Source organism: Leeuwenhoekiella obamensis (assembly GCF_055391795.1).
In genome coordinates, this window is record NZ_AP029251.1 from 2,579,370 (window position 1) to 2,603,614 (window position 24,245).

The 24,245-nt window shown below is 41.7% G+C and carries 14 protein-coding genes; 8 read left to right on the plus strand and 6 right to left on the minus strand.

What is annotated here, in order from left to right; translation table 11 throughout:
* The first annotated feature begins 60 nt into the window (after positions 1-60).
* Genes ACZ5L8_RS11450 through ACZ5L8_RS11470 form a run of 5 tightly spaced genes read left to right on the plus strand, consistent with a single transcriptional unit; the run spans position 61 to position 12,184 of the window.
* Positions 61-3,339, plus strand: a complete 3,279-nt coding sequence (locus tag ACZ5L8_RS11450) for a VCBS repeat-containing protein (protein ID WP_464437612.1) — start codon at positions 61-63, stop codon at positions 3,337-3,339.
* Entirely contained in the window at positions 3,336-6,680 is a 3,345-nt protein-coding gene (locus ACZ5L8_RS11455; protein ID WP_464437613.1) for a VCBS repeat-containing protein, read from the plus strand. The genes ACZ5L8_RS11450 and ACZ5L8_RS11455 overlap by 4 nt, the downstream gene beginning before the upstream one ends.
* A complete protein-coding gene (locus ACZ5L8_RS11460; RefSeq protein ID WP_464437616.1) occupies positions 6,661-9,939 on the plus strand; it encodes a VCBS repeat-containing protein in 3,279 nt (1,092 codons plus the stop codon). Before ACZ5L8_RS11455 ends, ACZ5L8_RS11460 begins: the two co-directional genes overlap by 20 nt.
* On the plus strand, positions 9,939-11,297 hold the full coding sequence (locus ACZ5L8_RS11465) for a vanadium-dependent haloperoxidase (protein ID WP_464437618.1): 1,359 nt from the start codon (positions 9,939-9,941) through the stop codon (positions 11,295-11,297). The genes ACZ5L8_RS11460 and ACZ5L8_RS11465 overlap by 1 nt, the downstream gene beginning before the upstream one ends.
* Positions 11,294-12,184, plus strand: coding sequence for a GyrI-like domain-containing protein (locus ACZ5L8_RS11470; RefSeq protein ID WP_464437619.1), 891 nt, complete (start codon positions 11,294-11,296; stop codon positions 12,182-12,184). The genes ACZ5L8_RS11465 and ACZ5L8_RS11470 overlap by 4 nt, the downstream gene beginning before the upstream one ends.
* Positions 12,185-12,232: 48 nt before the next feature.
* Here ACZ5L8_RS11470 and ACZ5L8_RS11475 read toward each other — a convergent pair whose 3' ends face one another.
* Genes ACZ5L8_RS11475 through ACZ5L8_RS11485 form a run of 3 tightly spaced genes read right to left on the minus strand, consistent with a single transcriptional unit; the run spans position 12,233 to position 16,257 of the window.
* Positions 12,233-14,539 (minus strand): glycoside hydrolase family 65 protein, encoded by a 2,307-nt coding sequence (locus tag ACZ5L8_RS11475; RefSeq protein ID WP_464437622.1) that lies wholly within the window; start codon positions 14,537-14,539, stop codon positions 12,233-12,235.
* A gap of 3 nt (positions 14,540-14,542) precedes the next feature.
* Entirely contained in the window at positions 14,543-15,199 is a 657-nt protein-coding gene (pgmB, locus tag ACZ5L8_RS11480; RefSeq protein WP_464437624.1) for a beta-phosphoglucomutase, read from the minus strand.
* 14 nt (positions 15,200-15,213) lie between these two features.
* Complete coding sequence (locus ACZ5L8_RS11485; protein ID WP_462597183.1) at positions 15,214-16,257, minus strand: LacI family DNA-binding transcriptional regulator; 1,044 nt, start codon at positions 16,255-16,257, stop codon at positions 15,214-15,216.
* A gap of 159 nt (positions 16,258-16,416) precedes the next feature.
* Between ACZ5L8_RS11485 and ACZ5L8_RS11490 the strand changes: the two genes are divergently transcribed.
* Genes ACZ5L8_RS11490 through ACZ5L8_RS11500 form a run of 3 tightly spaced genes read left to right on the plus strand, consistent with a single transcriptional unit; the run spans position 16,417 to position 20,192 of the window.
* Positions 16,417-17,949 (plus strand): glycoside hydrolase family 32 protein, encoded by a 1,533-nt coding sequence (locus ACZ5L8_RS11490; protein ID WP_464437625.1) that lies wholly within the window; start codon positions 16,417-16,419, stop codon positions 17,947-17,949.
* Between the two features lie 15 nt (positions 17,950-17,964).
* On the plus strand, positions 17,965-19,302 hold the full coding sequence (locus ACZ5L8_RS11495) for a sugar porter family MFS transporter (RefSeq protein WP_464437627.1): 1,338 nt from the start codon (positions 17,965-17,967) through the stop codon (positions 19,300-19,302).
* A complete protein-coding gene (locus ACZ5L8_RS11500) occupies positions 19,302-20,192 on the plus strand; it encodes a carbohydrate kinase family protein (RefSeq protein ID WP_464437629.1) in 891 nt (296 codons plus the stop codon). The genes ACZ5L8_RS11495 and ACZ5L8_RS11500 overlap by 1 nt, the downstream gene beginning before the upstream one ends.
* A 30-nt stretch (positions 20,193-20,222) precedes the next feature.
* Here the strand turns inward: ACZ5L8_RS11500 and ACZ5L8_RS11505 are convergent, their stop codons facing one another.
* From ACZ5L8_RS11505 to ACZ5L8_RS11515, 3 genes are all read right to left on the minus strand, one after another.
* A complete protein-coding gene (locus ACZ5L8_RS11505; protein ID WP_464437630.1) occupies positions 20,223-21,476 on the minus strand; it encodes a hypothetical protein in 1,254 nt (417 codons plus the stop codon).
* 63 nt (positions 21,477-21,539) lie between these two features.
* Complete coding sequence (locus tag ACZ5L8_RS11510; RefSeq protein WP_464437632.1) at positions 21,540-22,880, minus strand: sensor histidine kinase; 1,341 nt, start codon at positions 22,878-22,880, stop codon at positions 21,540-21,542.
* The gene (locus tag ACZ5L8_RS11515; RefSeq protein WP_464440950.1) at positions 22,870-24,213 is read right to left on the minus strand and encodes a sigma-54-dependent transcriptional regulator; all 1,344 of its coding nucleotides are present in this window, start codon (positions 24,211-24,213) and stop codon (positions 22,870-22,872) included. Before ACZ5L8_RS11515 ends, ACZ5L8_RS11510 begins: the two co-directional genes overlap by 11 nt.
* Between the last annotated feature and the right edge of the window lie 32 nt (positions 24,214-24,245).

The window sequence follows — 24,245 nt, forward strand, 5'->3', positions numbered from 1 at the left end:
AGCCCTCTTCTTTTATTATTAGCTTTACACTAACCCAAATAAGCTAGCAATACTCCTACAATGTTCATCAATCTATCGCTTAAAGCGAAAACCACCCTGCCACTACTTCTGCTACTCCTAGTTAGTAGCTGCCAGCATGAGCCAGAGAATCTCATGTTTGAGCAAGTAGCTTCTTCAGATTCTGGGGTAGATTTTAGCAATGTGCTAGATGACTCTAAAGGACTTAATATCTTCAGCTATTTGTACTACTACAATGGCGCTGGTCTTGCCACAGGTGATTATAACAATGATGGACTCATCGATATACTTTTTGGTGCAAACCAAAATGAAAACATTCTCTACCTCAACAAAGGAAACTTCAAGTTTGAAAAAACACCATTCCCTAATCCAGAATTCAATTCCTGGACTACCGGAATAAGCAATGTAGACATCAATAACGATGGTTTACTGGATATTTACATCTGTCAGGTAAGCGGGCATCTGGGACTTGATGGTCACAATTTATTATATGTAAACCAGGGGCCAGATGAAAATGGGTTACCTCAATTTAAAGAGCAAGCTGCCGACTATAATCTGGACTTTGCGGGTTTCTCTACTCAAGCGGCATTTTTAGATTATGATCAGGATGGAGATCTTGACATGTACCTGCTCAATCACTCATTATATCCCAATAGCAACTACGGCTCTGGGCGTGCGCGTATGAGCTTTGACGAGAAGGCTGGCGACCGTCTTTACCGCAATGACGGCAACACATTTACAGATGTGAGCAAAGAGATGGGCATCTTTCAAGGGAGAACTGGCTATGGATTGGGTATTTCTGTGGGAGATCTTAACAATGATGGCTTCCCGGATATTTACATCGGTAACGACTTTTTTGAGAACGACTATCTGTACATCAATCAGGCGGGGGCATCGTTTATTGAACTTAATACCACTGCTCCTGAAAAACTAGGGCATTCTTCGCACTTCTCAATGGGTAACGAGATCGCCGATCTCAACAATGATGGTAATCTGGATATCGTATCGCTTGACATGCTACCCGAAAATCTTGAGACTTATAAAACCTCAGGTTTAGAGTATCCTTACCAAACGTACGCAAACTACCTACGCAATGGCTACGCGCCTCAATACATGCAAAACACCCTGCATTACAACATGGGCGACCTCAACTTCTCTGAGACTGCTTACATGAGTGGCATCGCCGCAACTGAATGGTCATGGGGAGTTCTTGCAGCCGACTTTGACAATGACGGCAACAAAGACATTTATATAAGCAACGGCATCAAAGGAGCTACCAATGACATGGACTTCATAAGCTATGTTGCTAACGACGAAATACAAAAGAAACTCAGTGCAGGCGACTTTAGCAACTACGACGCTTTGATAGACAAACTGCCTCAAAAAAAAGTTCCTAACTATATTTTTAAGAACAACGGCGACCTCACTTTTACTAATGAGAACGGTGAGTGGATCAACCACCAGCCATCGCTAAGTCAGGGGGTGGCGTATGCTGACCTTGATAATGACGGCGACCTAGATATCATCACGAACAACACAGACGCGCCGGCCTTTATCTTTAAGAACAACACTGGCGGTAATGATTATATTGACTTTCGCTTGCGCGGAAATAACGCAAACAAGACAGCGATAGGCACTAAGGTAGAAGTCTACACCCAGCAGGGCAAATTCACGCAAGAGCATTACCTCACCCGTGGATATCTCTCTAGTGTCGCGCCGGGATTGCACTTTGGGCTGGGCATTGACAACACCATAGATTCTGTGGTGGTACGCTGGCCGGCGGGCAAAACTCAGGTGTTAAAGGGTATCACGGCAAACCAAACTTTAATTCTTGATGCGGCAAATGCGTCAGAAACGGGACTGTCTTCTCGCAGCATCCCTCCCGCTCTACTCACCGTTGTTGACTCGGTTGTGGGGTATTCTCACCGTGAACCGGCAACGCTTGAGTTTAACAAAATGCCGCTTATTCCGTTTGCGTATTCTAATCAGGGGCCACCGGTGGCGACGGGCGACCTTAATGGCGATGGGCTGCAAGACATCGTTTTTGGCGGTGGTAAGGCACAACCGCTTCAGGTGCACTTACAGCAGGCAGACGGCTCGTTTATGATGAGCGAATCTTCCGCTTTTGATGCTGATGCTATTAACGAAGACACGGCAATATTGCTGTTGGATCATGACAAAGACAACGACCTAGATATTCTGGTTGTGAGCGGTGGTAATGAGTTTACAAACGGCGAAGCACTGCAGCCACGGCTGTATCAAAATACAGGAGGCGCTTTCGCGAAAGCGACTACCACATTACCTCTTCTTCCTATCAATGCTTCGGGTGTAAAAGCTATGGACGTGAATGGCGACGGTTGGCAAGATTTGTGCATCACGGCAAACAGCGCTGCAAATGATTTTGGCGCAAGCCCTAAACAACACATCCTGCTTAATAACAATGGAACATTTGCAGTGGACGATACGCTAAACGACATGGTTGAAAAACTGACCAATGTGCAGGATCTGCAATGGTCTGCAGATGGCAGTATGGCGGTGGCGGTGGGCCACTGGATGCCCATTAGCATTGTGCATAATAAAGGCGGTAAACTAAGCGTTGAGCAGCTAGAAAACACCCGCGGCTGGTGGAATAGCGTGGTAGTTGAGGACTTTGACGGTGATGGTGATATGGATATTATGGCGGGCAACTGGGGGTTGAATTCTCGATTCACAGCGTCGCCTGAAAAACCGGTGAAGCTTTATGCGTATGATTATGACGCAAACGGCACGGTAGACCCGGTGGTGACTTACTTTTATAAGGGGGAAGAAACGGCGTTTTCTTCGTATGACGAATTAGTGAAGCAAATGCCTTTTCTTAAAAAGAAATTCCCTAATTATGCTTCGTATGCGCAGGCTTCGTTTGAGGATGTGCTACCAGGCGATAAGCTTAAAATGGCCGTTCATAAAGAAGTTGAGGAGTTGGCTAGTTGTTATTTTGAGAATCAGGGTGATAAAGGCTTTGTAAAAAAGCGACTACCGCTGGCGGCGCAAACAGCGCCTGTGCATGCGATGTACCCGTATGACTTTAATAATGATGGGGCGATAGACGTGCTTATTGCGGGCAATGACTATGAGGTGAGCACACAGCTGGGAAGACTTGACGGAATGATAGGCATGATTTTGATAAATGATAAGCATGATTTTACAAAATCATCGGCAAGAGTTTTAGATTTCAAAGGCGCGGCTCGAGACATTGATACCGTGCAGATTAAAAATGATACGTATTTTATAATTACAAGAAACGGCGAAAAGCCCATTTTTCTAAAATTGAACAGGGAATGAATTACTTGAGATTGATTTTTTTAGGAATAGCTATCACTACCATTGTTTCGTGTGATAAGGACAAGAAGGAAGAACAAGCGAGCACAGACCCGCTGTTTACCCTTATGGCTCCTGAGGAAACAGGTGTTGATTTTGTGAATACAGTTGAGAATCAGCCAGACTTCAACATCTTTAAATACCGTAACTTTTACAACGGTGGTGGCGTAGCGATAGGCGATATCAACAATGACGGTTTGCCAGATATTTACCTTACGGGGAATATGGCTCCTAACAAACTTTACCTTAACAAAGGCAACTTTGAGTTTGAAGATATCTCAAAGTCTGCAGGTGTTGAGGGTAACAAACCCTGGTCTACGGGAGTGAATATGGTAGACATCAACCAGGACGGACTGCTTGATATCTATGTGAGCAACGCCGGTAACCTAGAAGGCAACAACCACGACAATGACCTTTATATCAATAATGGCGACCTTACTTTTACTGAGAAGGCGGCAGAATATAATTTGGCAAAGACAGGATTTAGCACGCACGCATCGTTCTTTGACTATGATAAGGATGGCGACCTGGACGCATACATATTAAACAATAGCAACATCCCGGTAAGTAGCTTGGGGTATGCGGCACAGCGCGAGGTAAGAGCGCAAGACTGGGAAGGTGTTTCTGAGCAGTTTAGAGGTGTGGGTGATATGCTTTTGCGAAATGACAACGGAGTATTCACAGACGTGAGCCAGGAAGCTGGTATTTATGGAAGCCTCATAGGTTTTGGTCTGGGCGTTATGGTAAGCGATTTTAACGAAGACCTTTATCCAGATATCTATGTGTCTAACGACTTTTATGAGCGCGATTACCTCTACATAAACAATCAAGACGGCACGTTTACTGAGAGTATAGAAGATTACACACAGCACCTTTGCCTATCTGCAATGGGTGTAGATATGGCAGACATCAACAACGATGGTCACGGCGATATCTTTATTACAGACATGTTACCAGAGACAAACAAAAGGGTGAAGTCTGTGATGGAGTTTGAAGGATACAATGTTTTTAAACTTAAGCAGAGCAAAGATTTTTACCAGCAGTATATACACAATACACTACAGCTTAACAACGGTAACGGTACCTTCTCTGAAATTGCACATTATAGCGGCGTAGAAGCGACAGACTGGAGCTGGGCCGGACTCATCTTTGACATGGATAACGACGGAATGCGCGATATATATGTCACAAACGGTATTAACCACGACCTTACAGATATTGACTTTGTTGAGTTCTTTGCCAATGAAATTATCCAGAAGATGGTGCTCAATGGTAAAAAAGAAGCCATAGATAGTATCATAAACAAGATGCCAGTTACAAAACTTGCAAACCACGCCTTTATGAATCAAGGTGACTTTAAATTCAAGAACATGGCACAAGACTGGGGTCTGGGCATCCCAAGTCTTTCAAATGGTTGTGCGTATGGTGACCTTGATAACGATGGCGACCTTGACCTTGTGGTAAATAACGTTAACATGACCTCGTTTGTTTATAAAAACAATAGCGACAAGAACGACAAGGCACACTCTTTAACCATCCAGTTAGAAGGCGACAGCAAGAATAAGTTTGCCATTGGCACAAAGCTTTTGGCGTATGCCGGCGACAAAGTGTTCATGCAAGAGCAAAATCCGTCGCGCGGCTTCCAGTCTTCAATGGACTATAAGTTGCTTTTTGGTCTGGGAGAAATTGAGACCTTAGACTCGTTGAGAGTTATTTGGCCTAATAATAAGACGCAGTTTTTCACTTCCGTGAAAACGAATCAGACACTATCCCTGAAACTCGCTGATGCTACTGACACGTACCAGTATAACCACGGCAATAAGAAAAATCAAATCCTTAACGAGATAGATAACAACTTCATGGCGGCTCACGAGGAGAATCAATATTCTGATTTTGACTACGAGGGTCTTATATATGGTAAGCTATCACAAGAAGGACCAGCGATGGCAGTGGGCGATGTAGACGGCGATGGTAATGAAGATTTCTTCATAGGTGGTGCAAAAGGACAAGCCGGAAACATCTATATGAACCTAGGCGGTGGTAAATTCACCCTTAAGGATCAACCTAAACTAAAGCTCGACAATCTCTTTGAAGACACAGCAGCTGCCTTTGCAGACATTGACGGTGATGGAGACCTTGACCTTGTTATAGGGTCTGGTGGTAATGAAGTAGACATGCAGATGTATTATATGGCGCGCATCTACCTTAATGATGGTAAAGGTAACTTCATAGCTTCGGCGCAACAACCGCCTACAATGCATCAAAACATAAGCACCATTGCTCCATTTGACTACGACAATGACGGCGACATAGACCTATTTGTGGGGTCAAGGAGTATGCCGGGTGTTTTTGGGGTTGACCCAAAACACATGATGTTAGAGAACACAGGTAATGGTTCATTTATTGACGCTACACAAAAACATGCTGCAAACGTTAAGAAAGCAGGCATGATAACCGATGCTATCTGGGAAGATATGGATGGTGATGGTACTAAAGACCTTATCGTAACAGCAGACTGGAACACCACAAAGATCTACAAGAACACCGGCGGCAACCTCACAAAAATGGAATCTACCCTAGACCAATATGGCGGCTGGTGGAATACAGTAGAAGCAGCAGACCTTGATAATGATGGTGACCTTGATCTTGTATTAGGTAACAAAGGGCAAAACATCCCTTACCAAGCGTCAAAAGACAAACCCGTGCGCATGTGGATCAATGATTATGATGACAACGGCACGATAGAACAGATAGTAACAGTGCGTGAGGACGGCGATGATTATCCTATACATATGAAGAAGGAAATCACTTCGCAGTTACCATTCTTAAAGAAAAACAACCTTAAAGCTTCTGATTATGCACAGCGACCAGTAGCGCAGTTGTTTGAAAAAGCAAAAGTAGAGCGTGCGATCATGCGTGAAGTTAATACCGAGGCCTCAGTGGTTGCTATCAACAACGGCAACGGAAACTTTGAAATCAAAGAACTTCCGCCCCGTGTGCAGTTCTCATGCGTTTGCGGCATAAGCTGTGAGGATGTGAACAACGATGGTTTTCTTGACCTTGTGATGGCAGGTAACAACTTTGAATTAAAACCACAGTTTAGCAGTCAGGATGCGAGTTTTGGTAACGTGTTGCTGGGCGATGGTAAGATGAACTTTACTTGGCAGAACTATGAGCAAAGTGGCTTTAATGTGCGCAACGAGGTAAAATTCTTGAAGACCATTCGTGATAAGAACGGCAGAAAATATGTTGTAACCGCTATTAACAATCAAAAACCCCGCATTTTTGAAGTTACTGCGCAGTAATATCATCCTTATTCTCGCTCTAGTTTTATCGTTCACTTCCTGTACAAAAGACAAGGAAGAAACGGTAAGCAGGTTATTTGCTAAGAAGCCTTTTGGCGAAAGCCATATAGACTTTACAAATACGCTTACTAATACGCCAGAGCAGAACATCTTAGACTACCTCTATTTTTACAATGGCGGCGGTGTGAGCATAGGCGATATTAATAATGATGGCCTGCCAGACCTTTATTTTACAGGTAATCAAGTCAAGAATAAGCTGTACCTCAACAAAGGTAATCTACAGTTTGAGGACATCACGGCACAAGCTGGCGTTGCCGGAAACTCCACCTGGAACACCGGCACAACCATGGCTGATGTAAACGGTGATGGGCTGCTGGATATTTATGTTTCGGCGGTGGTGGGCATCAATGGTTTTACTGGTCACAATGAATTATTCATAAACAACGGCGACCTCACCTTTACTGAAAAGTCAGAAGAGTACAATCTCGCGTTTGAGGATTACACAACGCATGCGGCGTTCTTTGATGCAGATAATGACGGCGACCTGGATATGTATTTGCTCAATCACGCGGTGCATACCACAAATAGCTTTGGGCCTTCTAAAATTCGCAATACCCGCGTAGAAGAAAGTGGCGACAAACTCATGATAAACGAGGGTGGCACTTTTGTAGACCGTAGTGAAGAAGCGGGGATTTTTGGCGGAGCAAACAGTTATGGCCTGGGCATCGCCACTGCAGATTTTAACAATGATGGCTACACAGACATCTATGTGAGTAATGATTTTCATGAGGACGATTATTACTACATCAATAATCAGGATGGCACTTTTAGTGAAAAGCTTAAAGACGAGTTCGGGCATATCTCGCGCTTTAGTATGGGCAGCGACGCCGCAGATATCAACAACGATGGTTATGTAGACCTTATCACGCTTGACATGCTCCCAGAAGATGAAACCATTTTAAAATCATCCATGGGTGACGACAATGTTGCGACATACGAGCTGCGTACCAATAATCTAGGATATCAGCCGCAATTTACCCGCAACATGTTGCAGCTTAATCAAGGCGGCGACTACTTCATAGAAACCGGACTCATGGCTGGCGTGGCCGCCAGCGACTGGAGTTGGGGAGCGGTTTTTGCAGATTTTGATGAAGACGGCTACCAGGACCTTTTTGTGAGCAATGGTATTCCGCATCGTCCTAACGACCTTGACTATATTAAATACACCTCAAATGAGGATGTACAGCAAAAGCTTGAAAGTTCAAAAAGCATCGACAAAGAAGCTATTGAGAAGATGCCAAGCGGCGCCGTGAGCAACTATATGTTTAGCGGCGCACCTGAGTTGGCATTTAAACATCAAGCGCAATGGGCAGAAAACGACAACATCATCTCTACCGGGATTGCCTATGGCGACCTTGACAACGACGGCGACCTTGACGTAGTGACAAACAACGTTAACCAGCCGGCAACCATCTATGAGAACACCACAAACGGCAAGAATTATTTAAAGATTTATCCTCGCCCAAAAAGTGAAAACACCATGGGCATCGGCACAAAGGTTATCGCTTATCAAGGAGACAGCCTTATGATAAGACAGCTTTACACCACAAAGGGATGGCAGTCTTCTTCAGAGCCATTAATACATTTTGGCTTTCGCCAAAACAACGCTGTCGATTCACTTAAAATCTTCTGGCCAGACAATACTTTTGAGGTTATTCGCGATGTGCAACTAGGTCAAACACTAGTGCTAAAACCCTCAGAAAACAGAGAAACCGCAACTGGAAAGATTGAATTTTGGCGCAAGCCAAAACAACTTTTTACCAAAGTTGAGGACAATCTCGGGCTGGATTATGCGCATAAAGAAAATGACTACACAGATTTTAATGTGCAGAAGTTACTGCTGCACAAGATGTCTGACCAAGGGCCGGGAATTGCCGTGGGTGACATCAATGGTGATGGCCTGGATGATGTAGTCTTTGGAAGTTCTCGTTTTGACACCCTCGCTGTTTATTTTCAAAACAACACAGGATTTACGAGATACGCTGGCGAAGCGTTTAACAACATTTTGCCCAGCGAAGAAAATGGCATCGCGATTGCAGACCTTAACGGCGACAGCAATCCAGACTTAGTTTTTGCCACCGGTGATGGTGAGTCCATTCGCAGTGATTATTTAAAGGACAAATTGTATCTAAGCGACAGCAAAGGCAACTTTACCGCTGATGAAAATCTACCCGCTACAAAAACAAACTCAGCTATCGTGCGGCTTGCCGATGTAGATGGCGACGGAGATCTGGATGTTTTCTTGGGTTCAAACGGCGTGAATATTGATTATGGAGCGCAACCTGATTCGCAATTGCTTATCAACTCAAACGGTAATTTTAAAGCAAGTGCTGACGCGGTTTTTAAAGAACTGGGCATGCTTACAGACGCTATTTTCTCAGATTATGACGGCGACGGCGACGAGGATCTTATTGTTGTTGGCGAGTGGATGTCTCCAAAATTTCTAAAAAACAATAACGGCAACTTTACGGAAGATACCGCTGCAACTGACGGAAACATCAACGGCTTGTATCAAAAGATCCTTCCGTTTGACATAGATGGTGATGGCGATGAAGATTATTTATTGGGCAACTGGGGATTGAATTCTAAACTACATGCTTCCGCGAAAGCGCCACTGGTGATGTATCATGCAGACTTTGACGGCAATGGATTAAAAGAAACGCTCATATCGCAAGAAAGAGACGGCAACTATTATTTGATCAATGACCTTGACCTGCTTTTTTCTCAGCTTATTTCACTGCGCAAGAAGTTCACTAAATACAGTGATTTTGCAGGAAAAACCGCCGAAGAAATAGTGGGGAAAGACAAACTTGATGCAGCAGAAAAATTTGAAATACAAAACCTTGCATCAGGATATTTGGAAAACGTTAACAATCATTTTACATTTGTTCCGTTTGCACAAGAGTTGCAAGTTGCACCAGTGCGAGCAATGCTTAAACATGACTTTGACAACGACGGCAAAAGTGAAGTTTTAATTGCCGGAAATTATTTTGGCGTTACGCCATATCATGGTAGGTTTGATGCGCTTAACGGCATTTTACTTAAGAGCAAAACCCAACGCTTACAAACCCATGATCTGGGGCTTGACCTATTTAATAAAATGGTCAAAAACCTAAATATCATTACCATTAAAAACAAAACTTATTTACTGGTTACCATTAACAACCGTAAATGCGAACTCTATAAATTAGAAGACTAATGATCAAAAAGATCACTTTATTAAGTTCAGTAGTAGCACTTTTTTTCGCTTCATGCGAAAATGGTCCTAACACAATAGAAGTTACAGCTGAAGATTATCACGCTGCTGTAGACAAAGTTATTGAGGTACAAATTCACGATATTTTCTCACCTCCCGTTGCCAGCCGAATCTTTGCGTACACAAACATTGCAGCTTATGAAGCAATGCGACCCAATGAAGAAAATTATCTGCCGCTTGCTGGTCAGATAAATGATTATAGCGATGCGCCTAAGCTAGCAGACACGACCAACTTCAACAATCGTGTTGCAGGTATCGTTGCGTATTATGAGATCGCACAAACGCTACTTTTCTCAGAAGCTCGTATTACAACCTTTAGAGATAGTCTTTATATGAGTTGGGAAGAAATAGATCCAGAAACTTTTAAAAAGTCTAAAGATTATGGTGTTGCTGTTGCAAATCATGTAAAGCAATGGATGAGCAAAGACAATTATGCGCAAACGCGTACAATGCCTAAGTTCACCGTGCGCACAGAAGAAGAAGGCCGCTGGCAACCTACTCCACCTGCTTATATGGATGGTATTGAGCCACACTGGAGCAAGATCAGACCATTTGTAATAAGACGTGCAGACCAGTTTATGCCTCCACCTCCACCAGAATATTCTATGGAAGAAGGCAGTAAATTTCATGAAGAGTTAATGGAAGTTTACAATACTGGTAATGACCTAAGAAAAGATGAAAGCGCTAAAGAAAAACTAGAGATCGCAAAATTTTGGGATTGTAACCCTTATGTATCTACACACAAAGGGCATCTTATGTTTGCCACAAAAAAGATCACTCCAGGTGGTCACTGGATCGGGATCACAAAGATCGCTTGCCGTAAAACAAATGCTGATTTTGAAAAAACAGTTGCTGCTTACACACAGGCCAGCCTTGCGATAGCAGATGGTTTTATAAGCTGTTGGGATGAGAAATACCGCAGTAATTTAATAAGACCAGAAACAGTGATCAACAAATTCATTGATGAGAACTGGCTACCTGTTTTACAAACGCCACCATTCCCAGAATACACCAGTGGACATTCTGTTGTGTCTGGTGCTGCGGGTATCGTACTTACAGATTTCTTTGGTGACAACTTCCAGTTTGATGACGATACAGAGGTTCCTTATGGTCTTCCTGTGCGTAGTTTTGATTCTTTTAATGATGCTTCTGCAGAAGCAGCCATAAGCCGTATGTATGGTGGCATTCACTACCGCGCTGCGATTGAAGTAGGATTAAAACAAGGTAGAAACTTGGGTAATTATGTTATTCAAAATCTACAACTTGTAAAAGAGAACGAGCAAGTAGCTTCCGCGAAATGAAGAAAATAGGTATTGTACTTTTAAGCCTGGTGATCCTTGCATTAGGCTGGTATCTTTTTGTAAAAAAATTTGATTATCAAATCAGTTTTAAAACAAAATACGGTCCTTCTGCCATTTATTATGACTTTTATGATGCGCAAGAGATCAATCGGGATACGCTGCTTTCTTCCATAAAATATTCTCAGCTTGAACAAAGATCAATTCTAGGCGATACTACTTTTTTATTTGAGTGGAACTTTGAGAAAAATACAGATTCTACCACTCAAGTAACGGTGAATATCAAGGAAAGCTCACACCCTTTCGCCGCAAGGCTAAATGTTTTAAACCCTTTTAATAGCGATTATGTGACGCAACTTAAGAGCTATTTTAAGGAATATAACTGGTTGATGGACGAGAAACAGAAAAAGTATCGCATTGATCAAGAATTGCAAGAAACAATCTTTACTGGTAAGACCTGCGTGTGCACGTTTAGTGAGGCCAAGATCAATTTTAAGGCGCACAACATGCTAGATCAGCTTAGCATTCTAGATTATTTCTTTTACGAGAATAATGTGAAGCCTACGGGCGACCCTTTGCTTATTATGGAAAAATGGGATCATGATGAAGAACACATCAAATTTAAGTTCTGTTTCCCATTAAAAATGAGCGATAGTTTAGCGCTTACGCGAAATACTACTTTTGAGAATATACCAGACTTTGAAGCTTATGGTGCGACGTATAATGGTAATTACAAATTCTCGCATAGACAATGGGCAGAGATGCAAAGCCAGATAAAACAAAAGGGTGAGAAAGTAAGCGACACCATCATAGAAGTGTATCACAACAGTCCGCTGGTTGATACCAATGCAGAAAACTGGAGCGCGACGGTTTACATCCCTAAAAACTAAAAAAGGCCAGCAAATGCTGGCCTTTTTAATTTATGGTGTGATCGCTCACTAAGCAACGGTTACACCTTCTGCGCTTACCGTTACTGGTTTATTATTCACTAAGATCTCAAGATCATCACCGCTATCAAGGCTAAAGCTATTTTCGCCCTTCTTGATGCTTACTTTAAGAATTTGATTTCTAAAGTTGATCTTAAATGAGAATCCGTCCCATGCATCTGGAAGTTTAGGCTCAAATGAAAGTTTGCCGTCTTTTACTCGCATACCTCCAAAACCTTCTACAACACTCATCCATGTACCGGCCATACTGGTGATATGCAACCCTTCATGAACTTCTTTGTTATAATCATCAAGATCCAGACGACTTGTGCGCAAATAGAACGTATATGCTTGCTCCATTCTATCTAGCTTTGCTGCTTGTATAGAATGCACACATGGGCTCAAAGAAGACTCATGCACTGTGAATGGCTCATAGAAATCAAAGTGCTTCTCAAGCTCCTCTGTTGAGAATTGATCTTCAAAAAAGTAAAACCCTTGTAAAGTATCTGCCTGCTTGATATATGGCGAGCGCAAAATGCGATCCCAAGACCATTTTTGATTAATAGGTCTTTCCGACTTATCAAGGTTTGCAACGGTAACAAGTTCTTTATCTAAGAAACCATCTTGCTGCAAATACACTCCTTTTTCTTCAGAATACGGGAAATACATTTTTGAAGCGACATCTGCCCATTCTTGTACTTCAGCTTCTGTGAGATTTGTTTTTTCTGCAATTCTACTGTAATCGCTAGCATGATCCTGAGCTACTTTTTTCGCTTCCGCGGAAGCGAAATTTAAACACCACTGCGCGATGTAGTTGGTGTAAAAATTGTTGTTTACGTTATTCTCATATTCGTTAGGACCTGTAACGCCTAGGATAACATATTTTTCTTTTTGGCCAGACCATGTCGCGCGCTGTTTCCAGAAGCGAGCCACGCCTATCATTACTTCCAATCCTTTTTCTGGGATGTATGAATAATCGCCGGTGTAACGTACGTAATTATAGATCGCAAAAAGCATCGCCCCATTACGGTGAATTTCTTCAAAAGTGATCTCCCACTCGTTGTGACACTCTTCACCGTTCATCGTTACCATCGGGTAAAGTGCCGCACCGTTTGTAAAGCCTAATTTCTCTGCATTTTCAATCGCGTTATCAAGCTGATTGTAACGATAGGTAAGAAGATTTCTGGCAACTTGTTGATCTTTTGTCGCCATGTAAAACGGAATACAATATGCCTCTGTATCCCAATAGGTAGAACCACCGTATTTCTCGCCAGTAAACCCTTTAGGACCGATATTTAATCTCGCATCTCTACCAGAATAGGTCTGGTTAAGTTGTAGAATATTAAAACGAATACCTTGTTGTGCTTTTACATCACCGTCTATAGTGATATCGGCCATTGCCCAGATGTCTGCCCAAGCCTGCTTCTGATCTTCGAGCATTTGCTCAAAACCTTTTTCTACAGCTTTATCAAGAACATCATTTGCCGCATTGTACAATTCTTCCTTATCATGGTTAAAAGAAGTGATGTAACCCGCAAATTTGTGAATTGCAAACGTTTCACCTTCACGAATATCGGTCTCATAAACATGACCTATATACGTTTCAGTTTTATTGCTTTTCAGCGAAAGCGAGATCTCTTTACCATCTACAGTAAAGGCATTTGTCATCGCCGTACATACGTGAAAAAAAGTCTTCATTGTATGCGCCTCAATAAATGCACGATTACCGTCTTCTCTTACTGAAAGCGTGTTCCAGAACTTGTCGTCCCAGTTTGTATCTTCATTTGTAATGCCGCTATCTAGATATGGTTCATAGCTTATGCTCACATCTTTATTAAGCGGTGTTACTTCATATTTTATCGCGCCTAGTTCGTCTAGATCAAGGCTTAAAAAGCGTTTTGCTTTTACTTTAAGTTCTGTACCATTTTGCAATTTTGCTTCAAAGCTTCGGCCTAACCAACCTTCTTTCATATTAAGCTCACGGCGAAAATTTTTCACTTCCGCGCAAGCGTTAAGATCTAAAGATTCTCCATCTACTTTTACCTTAATACCGATCCAGCTAGGTGCATTGATAACCTTTGCAAAATATTCAGGATAGCCGTTTTTCCACCAGCCTACACGCGTTTTATCAGGATAGTAAACTCCGCCTATATAACTTCCTTGAAAAGTCTTACCTGAGTATTCTTCTTCAAAGTTGGCGCGTTGGCCCATGACACCATTTCCTATACTAAAAAGACTCTCTGAGGATTTTACCCGGTCTTTTTCAAATCCTTCTTCAATAATAGACCATGCCGATGGCACAATATAATCCTGATTCATCTTTTATATTTTCAATAGGTTAGCTAAAAATGGTATGCTTATTTGTGTAAAATCTTGGAAGTTATGATCTGCCTCATGTAAAATCTCTGCATCGCCTATGCCTATGCTAGTCATGCCTGCGATATTTGCAGCTTGTATACCAGCGATAGAATCTTCAAAAACAATGGTATCTTCATTTGCAAGACCTAGCTCTTTTGCGCCTATTAAAAAGACTTCTGGATCTGGTTTTGCTTTCTTTACATGCGTGCCATCTACAATAGATTGAAAGATGGGTAGAAGACCAACTTTCTTTAAAATGGGTTTCGCATTTTTACTAGCAGAGCCTAATGCGATAGGCACTTCATTTTCTACCAGAAAATCAAGAATAGGCTTAACTCCAGGAAGAATGTCATCTGCCGTCATATTATCTATATAACTTAGATATTCTTCATTTTTTTGCTGTAGCCAAACATCTTTTTCTGCTTGCTCAGCTTCAATACCGCCTATTTCTAGTAATATTTCAAGAGATCGCACACGGCTTACTCCCTTAAATCTTTCGTTTTGCTCTTCGGTGAATTCAAACCCCAACTCGTTTGCAAGGCTCTTCCACGCTAAATAATGAAACCCGGCAGTGTCAACAATCACACCATCGAGATCAAATATTATTCCTTTTCTTGCCATTAAAATGAATTGATTTATAAGCTTTTTGTAGACTCACGAGCTATAAGACTGGTGTCTATATAAACCGTTTCTGTCTTTTCATCTACGTCCTCATCTTCTGGACGTTCTAGTTTCTTTATCAGTAATTCTGCAGCAGCACGACCCATTTCTTCACCATGCTGACTTACAGCCGTTAGACTAGGTATAAAATGCTGTGATAAGTTACCATTTGTAAAACACACTATAGAATAATCATCTGGTATGTTTTTACCAATACCTGTGATCACACGAGCAGCTTCAACAGCGTATAATTCATTAACGGTAAAAATCCCGTCAAGATCGTTATCCTTGATGAAGTTCTTGATCTTTTGCTTAGAAGCATCATCAAGTTCATCAATGTTGTCTAGCTTCAAGATCTTTTTCTCATCTACAGGCAAACCAAACTCTTCATGCGCCGCTATATATCCTTCAGTACGAAGGCTACCCACAGTAAAATTGTCTAACGTAGAAATAATTCCCACTTTGCGACATCCTGTTTTTAGCATGTGAGCTACACCTTTGCGAGCTCCTTCTTTATCATCGATAAGAACACGATCACAAGCAATACCTTCTACAACACGGTCAAACATCACCACCGGCATCCCTTGATCTATCACCTCATTGATATGGTGATAATCTTCTTTATCCATCGTCTCCTTAGCAACAGATAGGATAAAACCATCTGTACTACCGTTAGCCAGAAGTTCCATATTAAGAACCTCTTTATCAAAATCATTATTAGACAAGCAAATGATCACATTATAATTATGATCTCTCGCTGCCTGCTCTATCCCGCGTATCACTGTCGTAAAAAAGTGATGCACGATTTGAGGTATAATGATCCCAATAGTATTAGTCTTACGGTTCTTAAGACTTAAGGCAATGTTATTAGGTTTGTAATTGTACAGTTTAGCAAAAGCCTTGATCTTCTCTCTTGTCTCCTCACTAATCTCTGAGCTGTCGCGAAGCGCTTTTGATACTGTTGAAATCGAAACGTTAAGTTCCTTGGCTATTAATTTTAATGTCAGTTTTCTCTTCATGGTATACTAAAACAGCTGTAAAATTAAAATATTAAACGTGGCATATGGAATTTAACAAGGCTTATTCCACAAATCAATTAAACGAAAACGTTATATTATGAATAATTTATTTTAATTTCCACATTTTTTAACTAAACCTGTACATAAACACGCAATACGATGAAAAAGTACTTCCTCCCCATGGTGCTTTCGCTCTTGCTTTTTGCCTGTAAAGAACAGCAAAAGGAAGAAGCAAAATCTGAACCTACGGCGCAATCCTATAATGAGCCGTACAGGCTTCAATACCATTTTTCTCCACCTGCAAACTGGATGAACGATCCCAATGGTCTTGTTTACAACGACGGTATTTATCACCTTTTTTATCAATATTATCCAGAAGATACAAAATGGGGCCCTATGCACTGGGGCCACGCAACAAGCGAAGATCTCATCCATTGGGAGAATAAGCCTATCGCACTTTATCCAGATTCGCTTGGTTATATTTTTAGCGGAAGTGCAGTAATAGATGAGCGCAACACTTCAGGATTTGGTACAGATGACAATGCGCCGCTTATTGCGATGTACACCTATCACGAGCCCAAAGGCGCAGAAGAAGGTAAAGATGATTATCAATATCAAGCCATCGCATACAGCCTTGACAACGGTGAGACTTTCACAAAATACGAGGGCAACCCTGTGGTGCCTAACGACGAAAAGATAAAAGACTTCAGAGACCCGAAAGTTTTTTGGTACGAACCAGAAGAAAAATGGGTTTTAATACTTTCAGTGTTGGATCACTCAAGTTTTTATGAATCTAAGGATCTTAAGAACTGGGAAAAAATGAGCGACTTTGGCCTAGAAGTTGGCGCGCACGGTGGCGTCTGGGAATGTCCAGATCTTTTTAAACTTCCTGTAGATGATGGCAAAGAAGAAAAATGGGTACTTATCATTAATATTAATCCCGGTGCGCCTAACGGCGGTAGCGGCACACAATATTTTGTAGGGGAATTTGATGGTAAACAATTCACCACAGATCAAACCGAAGCAAAATGGCTGGACTGGGGACCAGACAATTATGCCGGTGTGACTTATAATAACACACCTTCAGAAGATCGTATTTTCATCGGGTGGATGAGCAACTGGGATTACGGCCAGGAAACACCCACAGAAAAATGGCGCAGCTCTATGACGCTTCCGCGAAAACTCTCTTTAACGAATATAGACGGTAACTACGTGGTGCGCAATTATCCTATTAAGGCTTTCGCCGAAAGGCTAACAGCAAAAAGTTATACTGCCGAAGATCTACCTGTAAAAGATAAAGCAGTACAACAATCGCAAATTAAATTTACGCTAGAGCAACCTCTGAAGGACTTTGAATACACAATGGGAAATAATGCTGGCGACACGCTTAGTCTACGTTATGTCGCTGCTGAAAAAATGTTTAAAGTAGATCGTAGTAAAAGTGGAGTTACAGACTTTTCTGATAAGTTTGCAGATAAGGACTTGATCGCTCCTTCAGTTTTTGCAGAAGGTGACACTGTAGATTTCACTTTATATGTAGATCAATCTGCCATGGAATTTTTTGTAGATGGTGGTGCGACGGTGATGAGTGTACAGTTTTTCCCGAATGAGGCTTACAACTTTTTTAATATAACAACAGAAAATAATCTAACCAATCTTTCTCTGGCGCCTGTACCGGGCATCTGGGAATAAATCAAAAATTCTTACATGAATTCAACAACTAAATGGGCTTTAACCACAGCACTTGCCGGTTTTCTTTTTGGCTTTGATACTGTCGTGATTTCTGGTGCTAATCAACCTATTAAAGAACTTTGGGACACTTCTCCTGCCTTTCATGGCTTTTTTATCATGAGTATGGCTTTGTGGGGAACGGTTTTGGGATCTCTTTTTGGCGGGATACCAGCAGACCGTTTTGGTCGTAAAGTTTCATTGATCTGGATCGGTATTTTATTTACGGTTTCGGCAATAGGTTCTGGTCTTGCTCCAGATCCATATTCTTTCTCGTTCTTTAGATTCATAGGTGGTCTGGGTGTAGGTGCTTCTACTGTTGCTGCTCCTATGTATATTTCAGAGATATCTTCTGCAAAGAACAGAGGTAAATTAACGGCATTGTACCAGTTTTTCTTAGTGCTAGGTATTTTGATCGCTTTCTTATCTAACGCTATGTTACAAGGTGTAGGTGGAGCGAACGATTGGCGCTGGATGCTGGGTGTAGAGGCAATTCCTGCAATTCTTTATACTGTTATGGTTCTTAGTGTGCCAAAAAGTCCAAGATGGTTATTGTATAAAAAAGGTGCAAAGCAGCAAGCACTTGAGATCTTGGGTCGTGTTCATGAACCAGCAGTTGCACAAGCTAAACTTGAAGAAATTGAAGCCGATCTTAATAAAGACACAAGCAAAGCAAACATCTTCCAGAAGCGTTTTAAAAAGCCGCTTATTCTGGCGTTCTTGATCGCTTTCTTTAACCAACTATCTGGTATTAACTTCGTATTGTATTACGCTCCAGAAATTCTTGAAAGAGCTGGTCTTGCAGAGCAGGATTCACTTTTTAGCTCTATTGCGTTAGGTGTTGTAAACTTAATTTTCACATTTGTGGGGCTTGCTTTGATCGACAGATTAGGAAGACGCCAACTGATGTACATAGGTTCTATAGGATATATCATAAGTCTTGTAACCGTGGCATACTGCTTCTATAGTGGTGCAAGTTCTGAGTTACTGCTTACGTTCATCTGTATTTTTATCGCATCTCACGCGGTAGGACAAGGAGCGGTGATCTGGGTTTTCATCTCAGAGATCTTCCCGAACAAAGTACGTGCTTACGGACAATCTTGGGGAACAGGAACTCACTGGGTTTTTGCAGCATTGATCACACTTCTCACGCCTATTTTCTTAGATAGCGATGAAGGAATCTTCAAAGATAACCCTTGGCCAATTTTTGCATTCTTTGCGGGTATGATGGTGCTACAATTATTGTACACAAAATTCATGATGCCAGAAACTAAAGGAATGACGCTAGAAGAACTAGAAGAAAAGTTATTGGATTAATGAAGGACCTTAAGGTTGTAAGCTTCGGCGAAATTTTATGGGATGTTTTTCCTGATAGGAAGGCATTGGGTGGCGCACCGCTTAACATTGCAGCTAGATTGGCTTCATTGGGAGCAGAAACAAGGATCATTAGTAAACTGGGTGATGATCCACTTGCTAATGAAACACTTAAGCTTGTTAGCGAACTTAATCTTGACCTAGAACTTATTCAGACGGATGAAACTCTAGAAACTGGTCAAGTAACTGTAACGCTTGATGAAACCGGCAGTGCATCTTACGTCATAAATCAACCTGTGGCTTGGGACGCTATTGAACTTACAGATCAAAACAAGGCCGCTGTTAAGGAAGCAGATATTTTTCTTTTTGGTTCGCTGGTAGCTCGTAATGAAACTTCAAGAGCAACGCTTAATGCATTGCTCTCAACATCTGATTTTGCTGTTTTTGATGTAAATCTAAGAGCACCTCACTATACTTTAGAGCAGGTTTATAATTTCATGAAACAAGCTCAGTTTGTGAAGATGAATGATGAAGAACTTGATGAGATCATCGCTCATTTACAGATCAAAGAGCAAAATATGGAAGATCAACTTAAAGCGCTTAACGAACTCATCAACTGTGAAGCTATCTGCGTGACTTGTGGCGCAGAAGGCGCAGTGCTTTTTAAAGATGACACGCTTTTCTCTCACTCAGGATTTTCAACAAAGGTTGTAGACACTGTGGGCGCTGGCGATTCATTTTTAGCAGGTTTGATCTATCAATTGTATCAAGAAGAAAATTCTCCAGATGAAGCGCTTGAATTTGCTTGTGCGCTGGGCGCGCTTGTCGCCGGCACTAAAGGAGCAAATGCAAAAGTCACTTTTAAAGACATCGCTCATAAAATAAATGAATAGCAAAAAGCTCCGCGATTGGCGGAGCTTTTTTTATCTATTATAAGGATATTCCTGAACCCAATTAAAGGGTCGTTTATATAATGGAAAATCTTCCTTTGTCAGGCGCTTTGCTTTAAAATAAATATCTTGGCCATAATATTCACCTTGCATAATTAAAGAAGAATCAGCCTTTTCATATTTAAAATCATACTTCTTTAGTGTGTCATAATACTCATGAAATTGTAGCTTTTGCTCGCTTGTATCCACCTGCACTTTCATCCATTTTTTCTCCTTTTTCATTGTGTACACCTGCATACTTTCAGGAAATTCAAAGATCACATAGCGCCATCGCAAACTATCTTCCAGCAAAGGTGGGCGCACATCACCATCCACTTTAAATTCTTCGATCTCATAAAGTCCATAAAGTGGTGGCTTGGGAGCCAAAGGTCCTCGTGCATATAAACTTTCATAATTATCATAAACCTGAGAGAGCACAAAAAATACAATGATCACCCATTTGCCTATTACTCGAGCTTTTTTCCATTTGGCTGCAGCCAAAGGATCATAAATACGATAAGGCTCGACTTTTTTTGAGCCAAACATCAACTGAAATAATTTGCCTATTTGAGGCGACACGATCAAAACCGCAATAAGCAATAATGTGGTTGAAAACAATTTCACTGGAATGTCATAGAAAAAATTAAGCGCTACGACATTGCTCATCACACCGATTGCCATGAGTCCGCCAAGCAAAGTGGTACGGCGGTGAAAAAGCAATAACCCAGCAATCGTTTCGGCAAGGCCAGAAAATATAGAATATCCAGTAGACTGCCCTATGAAACTCCACGCAACGCCCATGGGAGAAAAACTGCCATACTCCGTGATCATACGGCTTAAACCTGGCTGTGGCATCTGCAGCGGGAATACTTTTACCAGGCCATAACCTAAAAGCATTACAGCCAAATAATACCTTAACCAAACCCAAAACCAATAATTTATTTTCTTGTAATCGCGCTGTTTTCTCTCTATCAAAGTCCAGATCAAACTACCTAAAACCGCAATGCAAAAAAACATTAAGACAGTCACATAATCTATTTGTTTATCACCGCTACCGGATAAAGGCGGAGCAGCAGTTTCCATCATAAAAATGTTGTTACCTACCCAGACAGCTAAAGCCTCAACACCTTTACTGTACCATTGCGCCAAATAGGCTAAAAGAGGGATATTGTTTAAAGGAAACGGGAAGATGTAAAGTCCAAAAAACAGGAAAAGAAACCTGAAAAGCGGTTTGTTTTTGGTGATCATTGGTTAGTGTATTTTGATTGGCTACAATAAAATACGACCTAAAAACAAAGAAGTTACAGCGGCTTAAAAAATCAATTTCATGATCGCCCCCTCGCCTTCTTCGCTTTGCACTTGCACTTTTCCGCCGTGGAGTGTCATGATCTGTTTACAAAGGCTTAGACCTATTCCACTACCGGTCTTTTTTGTACTGTAAAAAGGCACAAAGATGGTATCCATAATTTCTGCAGGAATACCTTTGCCGTTATCCACTACAGTGATCTGAGGATGGTTATTTTGGCTTAAGCCAGAAAAAACTTCTACTTTACCTTCTGGATTTTCGGCGCAAGCGTCAATGGCATTAAGGATCAAATTGATTAACACTTGCTCAAGAAGGTAAACGTCAATATCGAGTTCAACGTCTGGCTGGGCGGTTTTAAAAACCAACTCGATATCGCGCTGCTGCAATGAAGGTTGCATAAGAATGCTTATGTTCTCAAAAAGTTCCTGTGATTTAATCGTGCTGCGGTTGAGCCTGGTGACTTTGTTGAGACTTCTGTAAGTCTGCGCAAACTTCATCAAGCCTTCGCTGCGTTTTTTGATGCTTTTTATTCCGTCGCCTAGGTCTTCTAGTTCTATTGTATTTTGTGGACTCTCAATGGCTTCTTCCACCTGACCTTGCAATGTTTCTGCGAGTGATGTGATCGGCGCGATGCTGTTCATGATCTCGTGGGTCATCACGCTAAGCAGTTTCTTCCAGGCTTCGCTCTCGTTACGGTTAAGGGTTTCTTCAATATTTTGCAGTACGATGAGCTTAAAAGATTGCTCCTCGACTTGAAAAACCGTGTCTGAAATAAGCGTTTTTATCGTCTCTTTATGAACCTCAAGCTTTACTGAAACCGCCGTGTTATGATAAGTATCAAAAAGTTCGTCATACATTTTTGAGCGACGTCTTTCGACGAAACCTATATTTTTAAATCGGGGCAAATCCAGAATTTGTAACATGCTCTCATTAATCCACAACACATCGCCGCTATTGAGATTATAGGCTAAAATCCCAACATCAACCATCTCTAGGATCTTTTGCAAATAAACCAATTGCGCCTGCCGCTCGCTATTGATCGATTTTATGGTGGCGTTGACAAGGTTAAAGCCCTTGTGAAGTTCTTGCATGTCCTTTGTACCGTGAGTTTCGCTAAACCAGCGAGAAAAATCACGATACTTAACCGACTCAAAAAAATCTGCAACTTCTGTAAATCTTTTATGCACATAGCGGTACAGATTCACAAAACCCACAAGCGTAAGAAAGCCACCACAAACCGCTATATAAATTGACGGTTTTACCACACCATAGGAAAGCGCAGCCAGAGCACATCCCAAGAACAAAACCCTGAGAAAAAGCGCTATTCCGTAGCTTTTAAAGGTCATATTTATTGAGTCTGCGGTACAAAGCCGTGCGAGTTATTCCTAGTTCTTTAGCCGATTGTGAAATATTACCGTTGTTCTTCTCGATGACGCTGAGGATGGTATTTTTCTCAAGATCTTCAAGGTTTGTCGTTGTAGAAATCGCTATGTTCTCTGTTTTTTCAATTGCCGAAAAAACGAGATCCTCTGCCATTAGAACATCAGTTTCTGCCATGATAACCGCACGTTCTATAGCGTATTGCAGTTCGCGTATATTTCCTGGAAAGGAATGCGATTTCAGTTTTGAAGTGAAACCAATATCCATAGTAAGATTGCCCTTGCCATACTTCTCAGCATACCGCTCGATGAAATATTTCGCGAGAAGCGTGACATCATTACCTCGCTGTTTAAGCGGCGGCATGGTGATATCAACAGTATTTATGCGGTAGATTAAATCCTTTCTAAAGCGACCTTCATCAGCCAACTGACCCAAATCCAGATTTGTGGCGCAAATCAACCTTATATCAACAGGAATCGCTTTATTACTGCCCAGCGGCGTTACCACCCGGTTTTGCAAAACCGTGAGCAATCGCACTTGCTGGCGCGGCGTGATATTGCCTATTTCATCAAGAAAAAGCGTGCCGCCATTTGCCGACTCAAATCTGCCTTTTCTATCCTCGCGCGCATCAGTAAAAGCACCTTTTACATAACCGAAAAGTTCACTTTCAAAAAGACTTTCGGTCAATGAGCCGACGTCCACTTTTACAAATGGACTGTCTTTTCTCAACGAATTTTCATGCATCGCACGAGCGATAAGATCTTTACCCGTACCATTCTCGCCCAATATCAAAATATTGGCATCTGTAGGCGCAACTTTCTTGAGTTTTACAAAAACATCGTGCATTGCTGGGCTTTCGCCAATAATCTGCGTTTCGGGCCCTGCGAGGATGGGTTCGCGCTTGCTTTTCTTCTTTTTCTCAACCAGTTCTTGCACCGCGCTCAGGATTTTTTCATTCTTCCATGGCTTCACGATAAAGTCAGAAGCACCCTCTTTAAGCGACCTTATCGCGAGGTCAATATCGCCATAAGCAGTGATAAGTATAACATCAACATCCTCGTCTTGGCGCTTTATTTTATTGAGCCAAAAAATACCTTCATTACCTGTATTTACGAGTCCGTTGAAGTTCATATCCAGAATGATCGCATCAAATTTTTGCTCCTGCATCAAACTTAAAATCTGATTAGGATTCTTTGCCGTCACCACCTCTTTCACTTTTGATTTTAGCAACAGCCGCAACGCAATGAGCACATCCTCATCGTCATCAATGATCAATATTCTGGCATTTTTAAGCAGCATACTTACAATATTATAAAATTTCGCTTCCGCGA

Bases quoted from the DNA above. Each gene is read 5' to 3' on its own strand.
- ACZ5L8_RS11450 (WP_464437612.1), top strand. From the start codon at position 61: ATGTTCATCAATCTATCGCTTAAAGCGAAAACCACCCTGCCACTACTT.
- ACZ5L8_RS11455 (WP_464437613.1), top strand. From the start codon at position 3,336: ATGAATTACTTGAGATTGATTTTTTTAGGAATAGCTATCACTACCATT.
- ACZ5L8_RS11465 (WP_464437618.1), top strand. From the start codon at position 9,939: ATGATCAAAAAGATCACTTTATTAAGTTCAGTAGTAGCACTTTTTTTC.
- ACZ5L8_RS11470 (WP_464437619.1), top strand. From the start codon at position 11,294: ATGAAGAAAATAGGTATTGTACTTTTAAGCCTGGTGATCCTTGCATTA.
- ACZ5L8_RS11475 (WP_464437622.1), bottom strand. From the start codon at position 14,539: ATGAATCAGGATTATATTGTGCCATCGGCATGGTCTATTATTGAAGAA.
- pgmB (WP_464437624.1), bottom strand. From the start codon at position 15,199: ATGGCAAGAAAAGGAATAATATTTGATCTCGATGGTGTGATTGTTGAC.
- ACZ5L8_RS11485 (WP_462597183.1), bottom strand. From the start codon at position 16,257: ATGAAGAGAAAACTGACATTAAAATTAATAGCCAAGGAACTTAACGTT.
- ACZ5L8_RS11490 (WP_464437625.1), top strand. From the start codon at position 16,417: ATGAAAAAGTACTTCCTCCCCATGGTGCTTTCGCTCTTGCTTTTTGCC.
- ACZ5L8_RS11495 (WP_464437627.1), top strand. From the start codon at position 17,965: ATGAATTCAACAACTAAATGGGCTTTAACCACAGCACTTGCCGGTTTT.
- ACZ5L8_RS11500 (WP_464437629.1), top strand. From the start codon at position 19,302: ATGAAGGACCTTAAGGTTGTAAGCTTCGGCGAAATTTTATGGGATGTT.
- ACZ5L8_RS11505 (WP_464437630.1), bottom strand. From the start codon at position 21,476: ATGATCACCAAAAACAAACCGCTTTTCAGGTTTCTTTTCCTGTTTTTT.
- ACZ5L8_RS11510 (WP_464437632.1), bottom strand. From the start codon at position 22,880: ATGACCTTTAAAAGCTACGGAATAGCGCTTTTTCTCAGGGTTTTGTTC.
- ACZ5L8_RS11515 (WP_464440950.1), bottom strand. From the start codon at position 24,213: ATGCTGCTTAAAAATGCCAGAATATTGATCATTGATGACGATGAGGAT.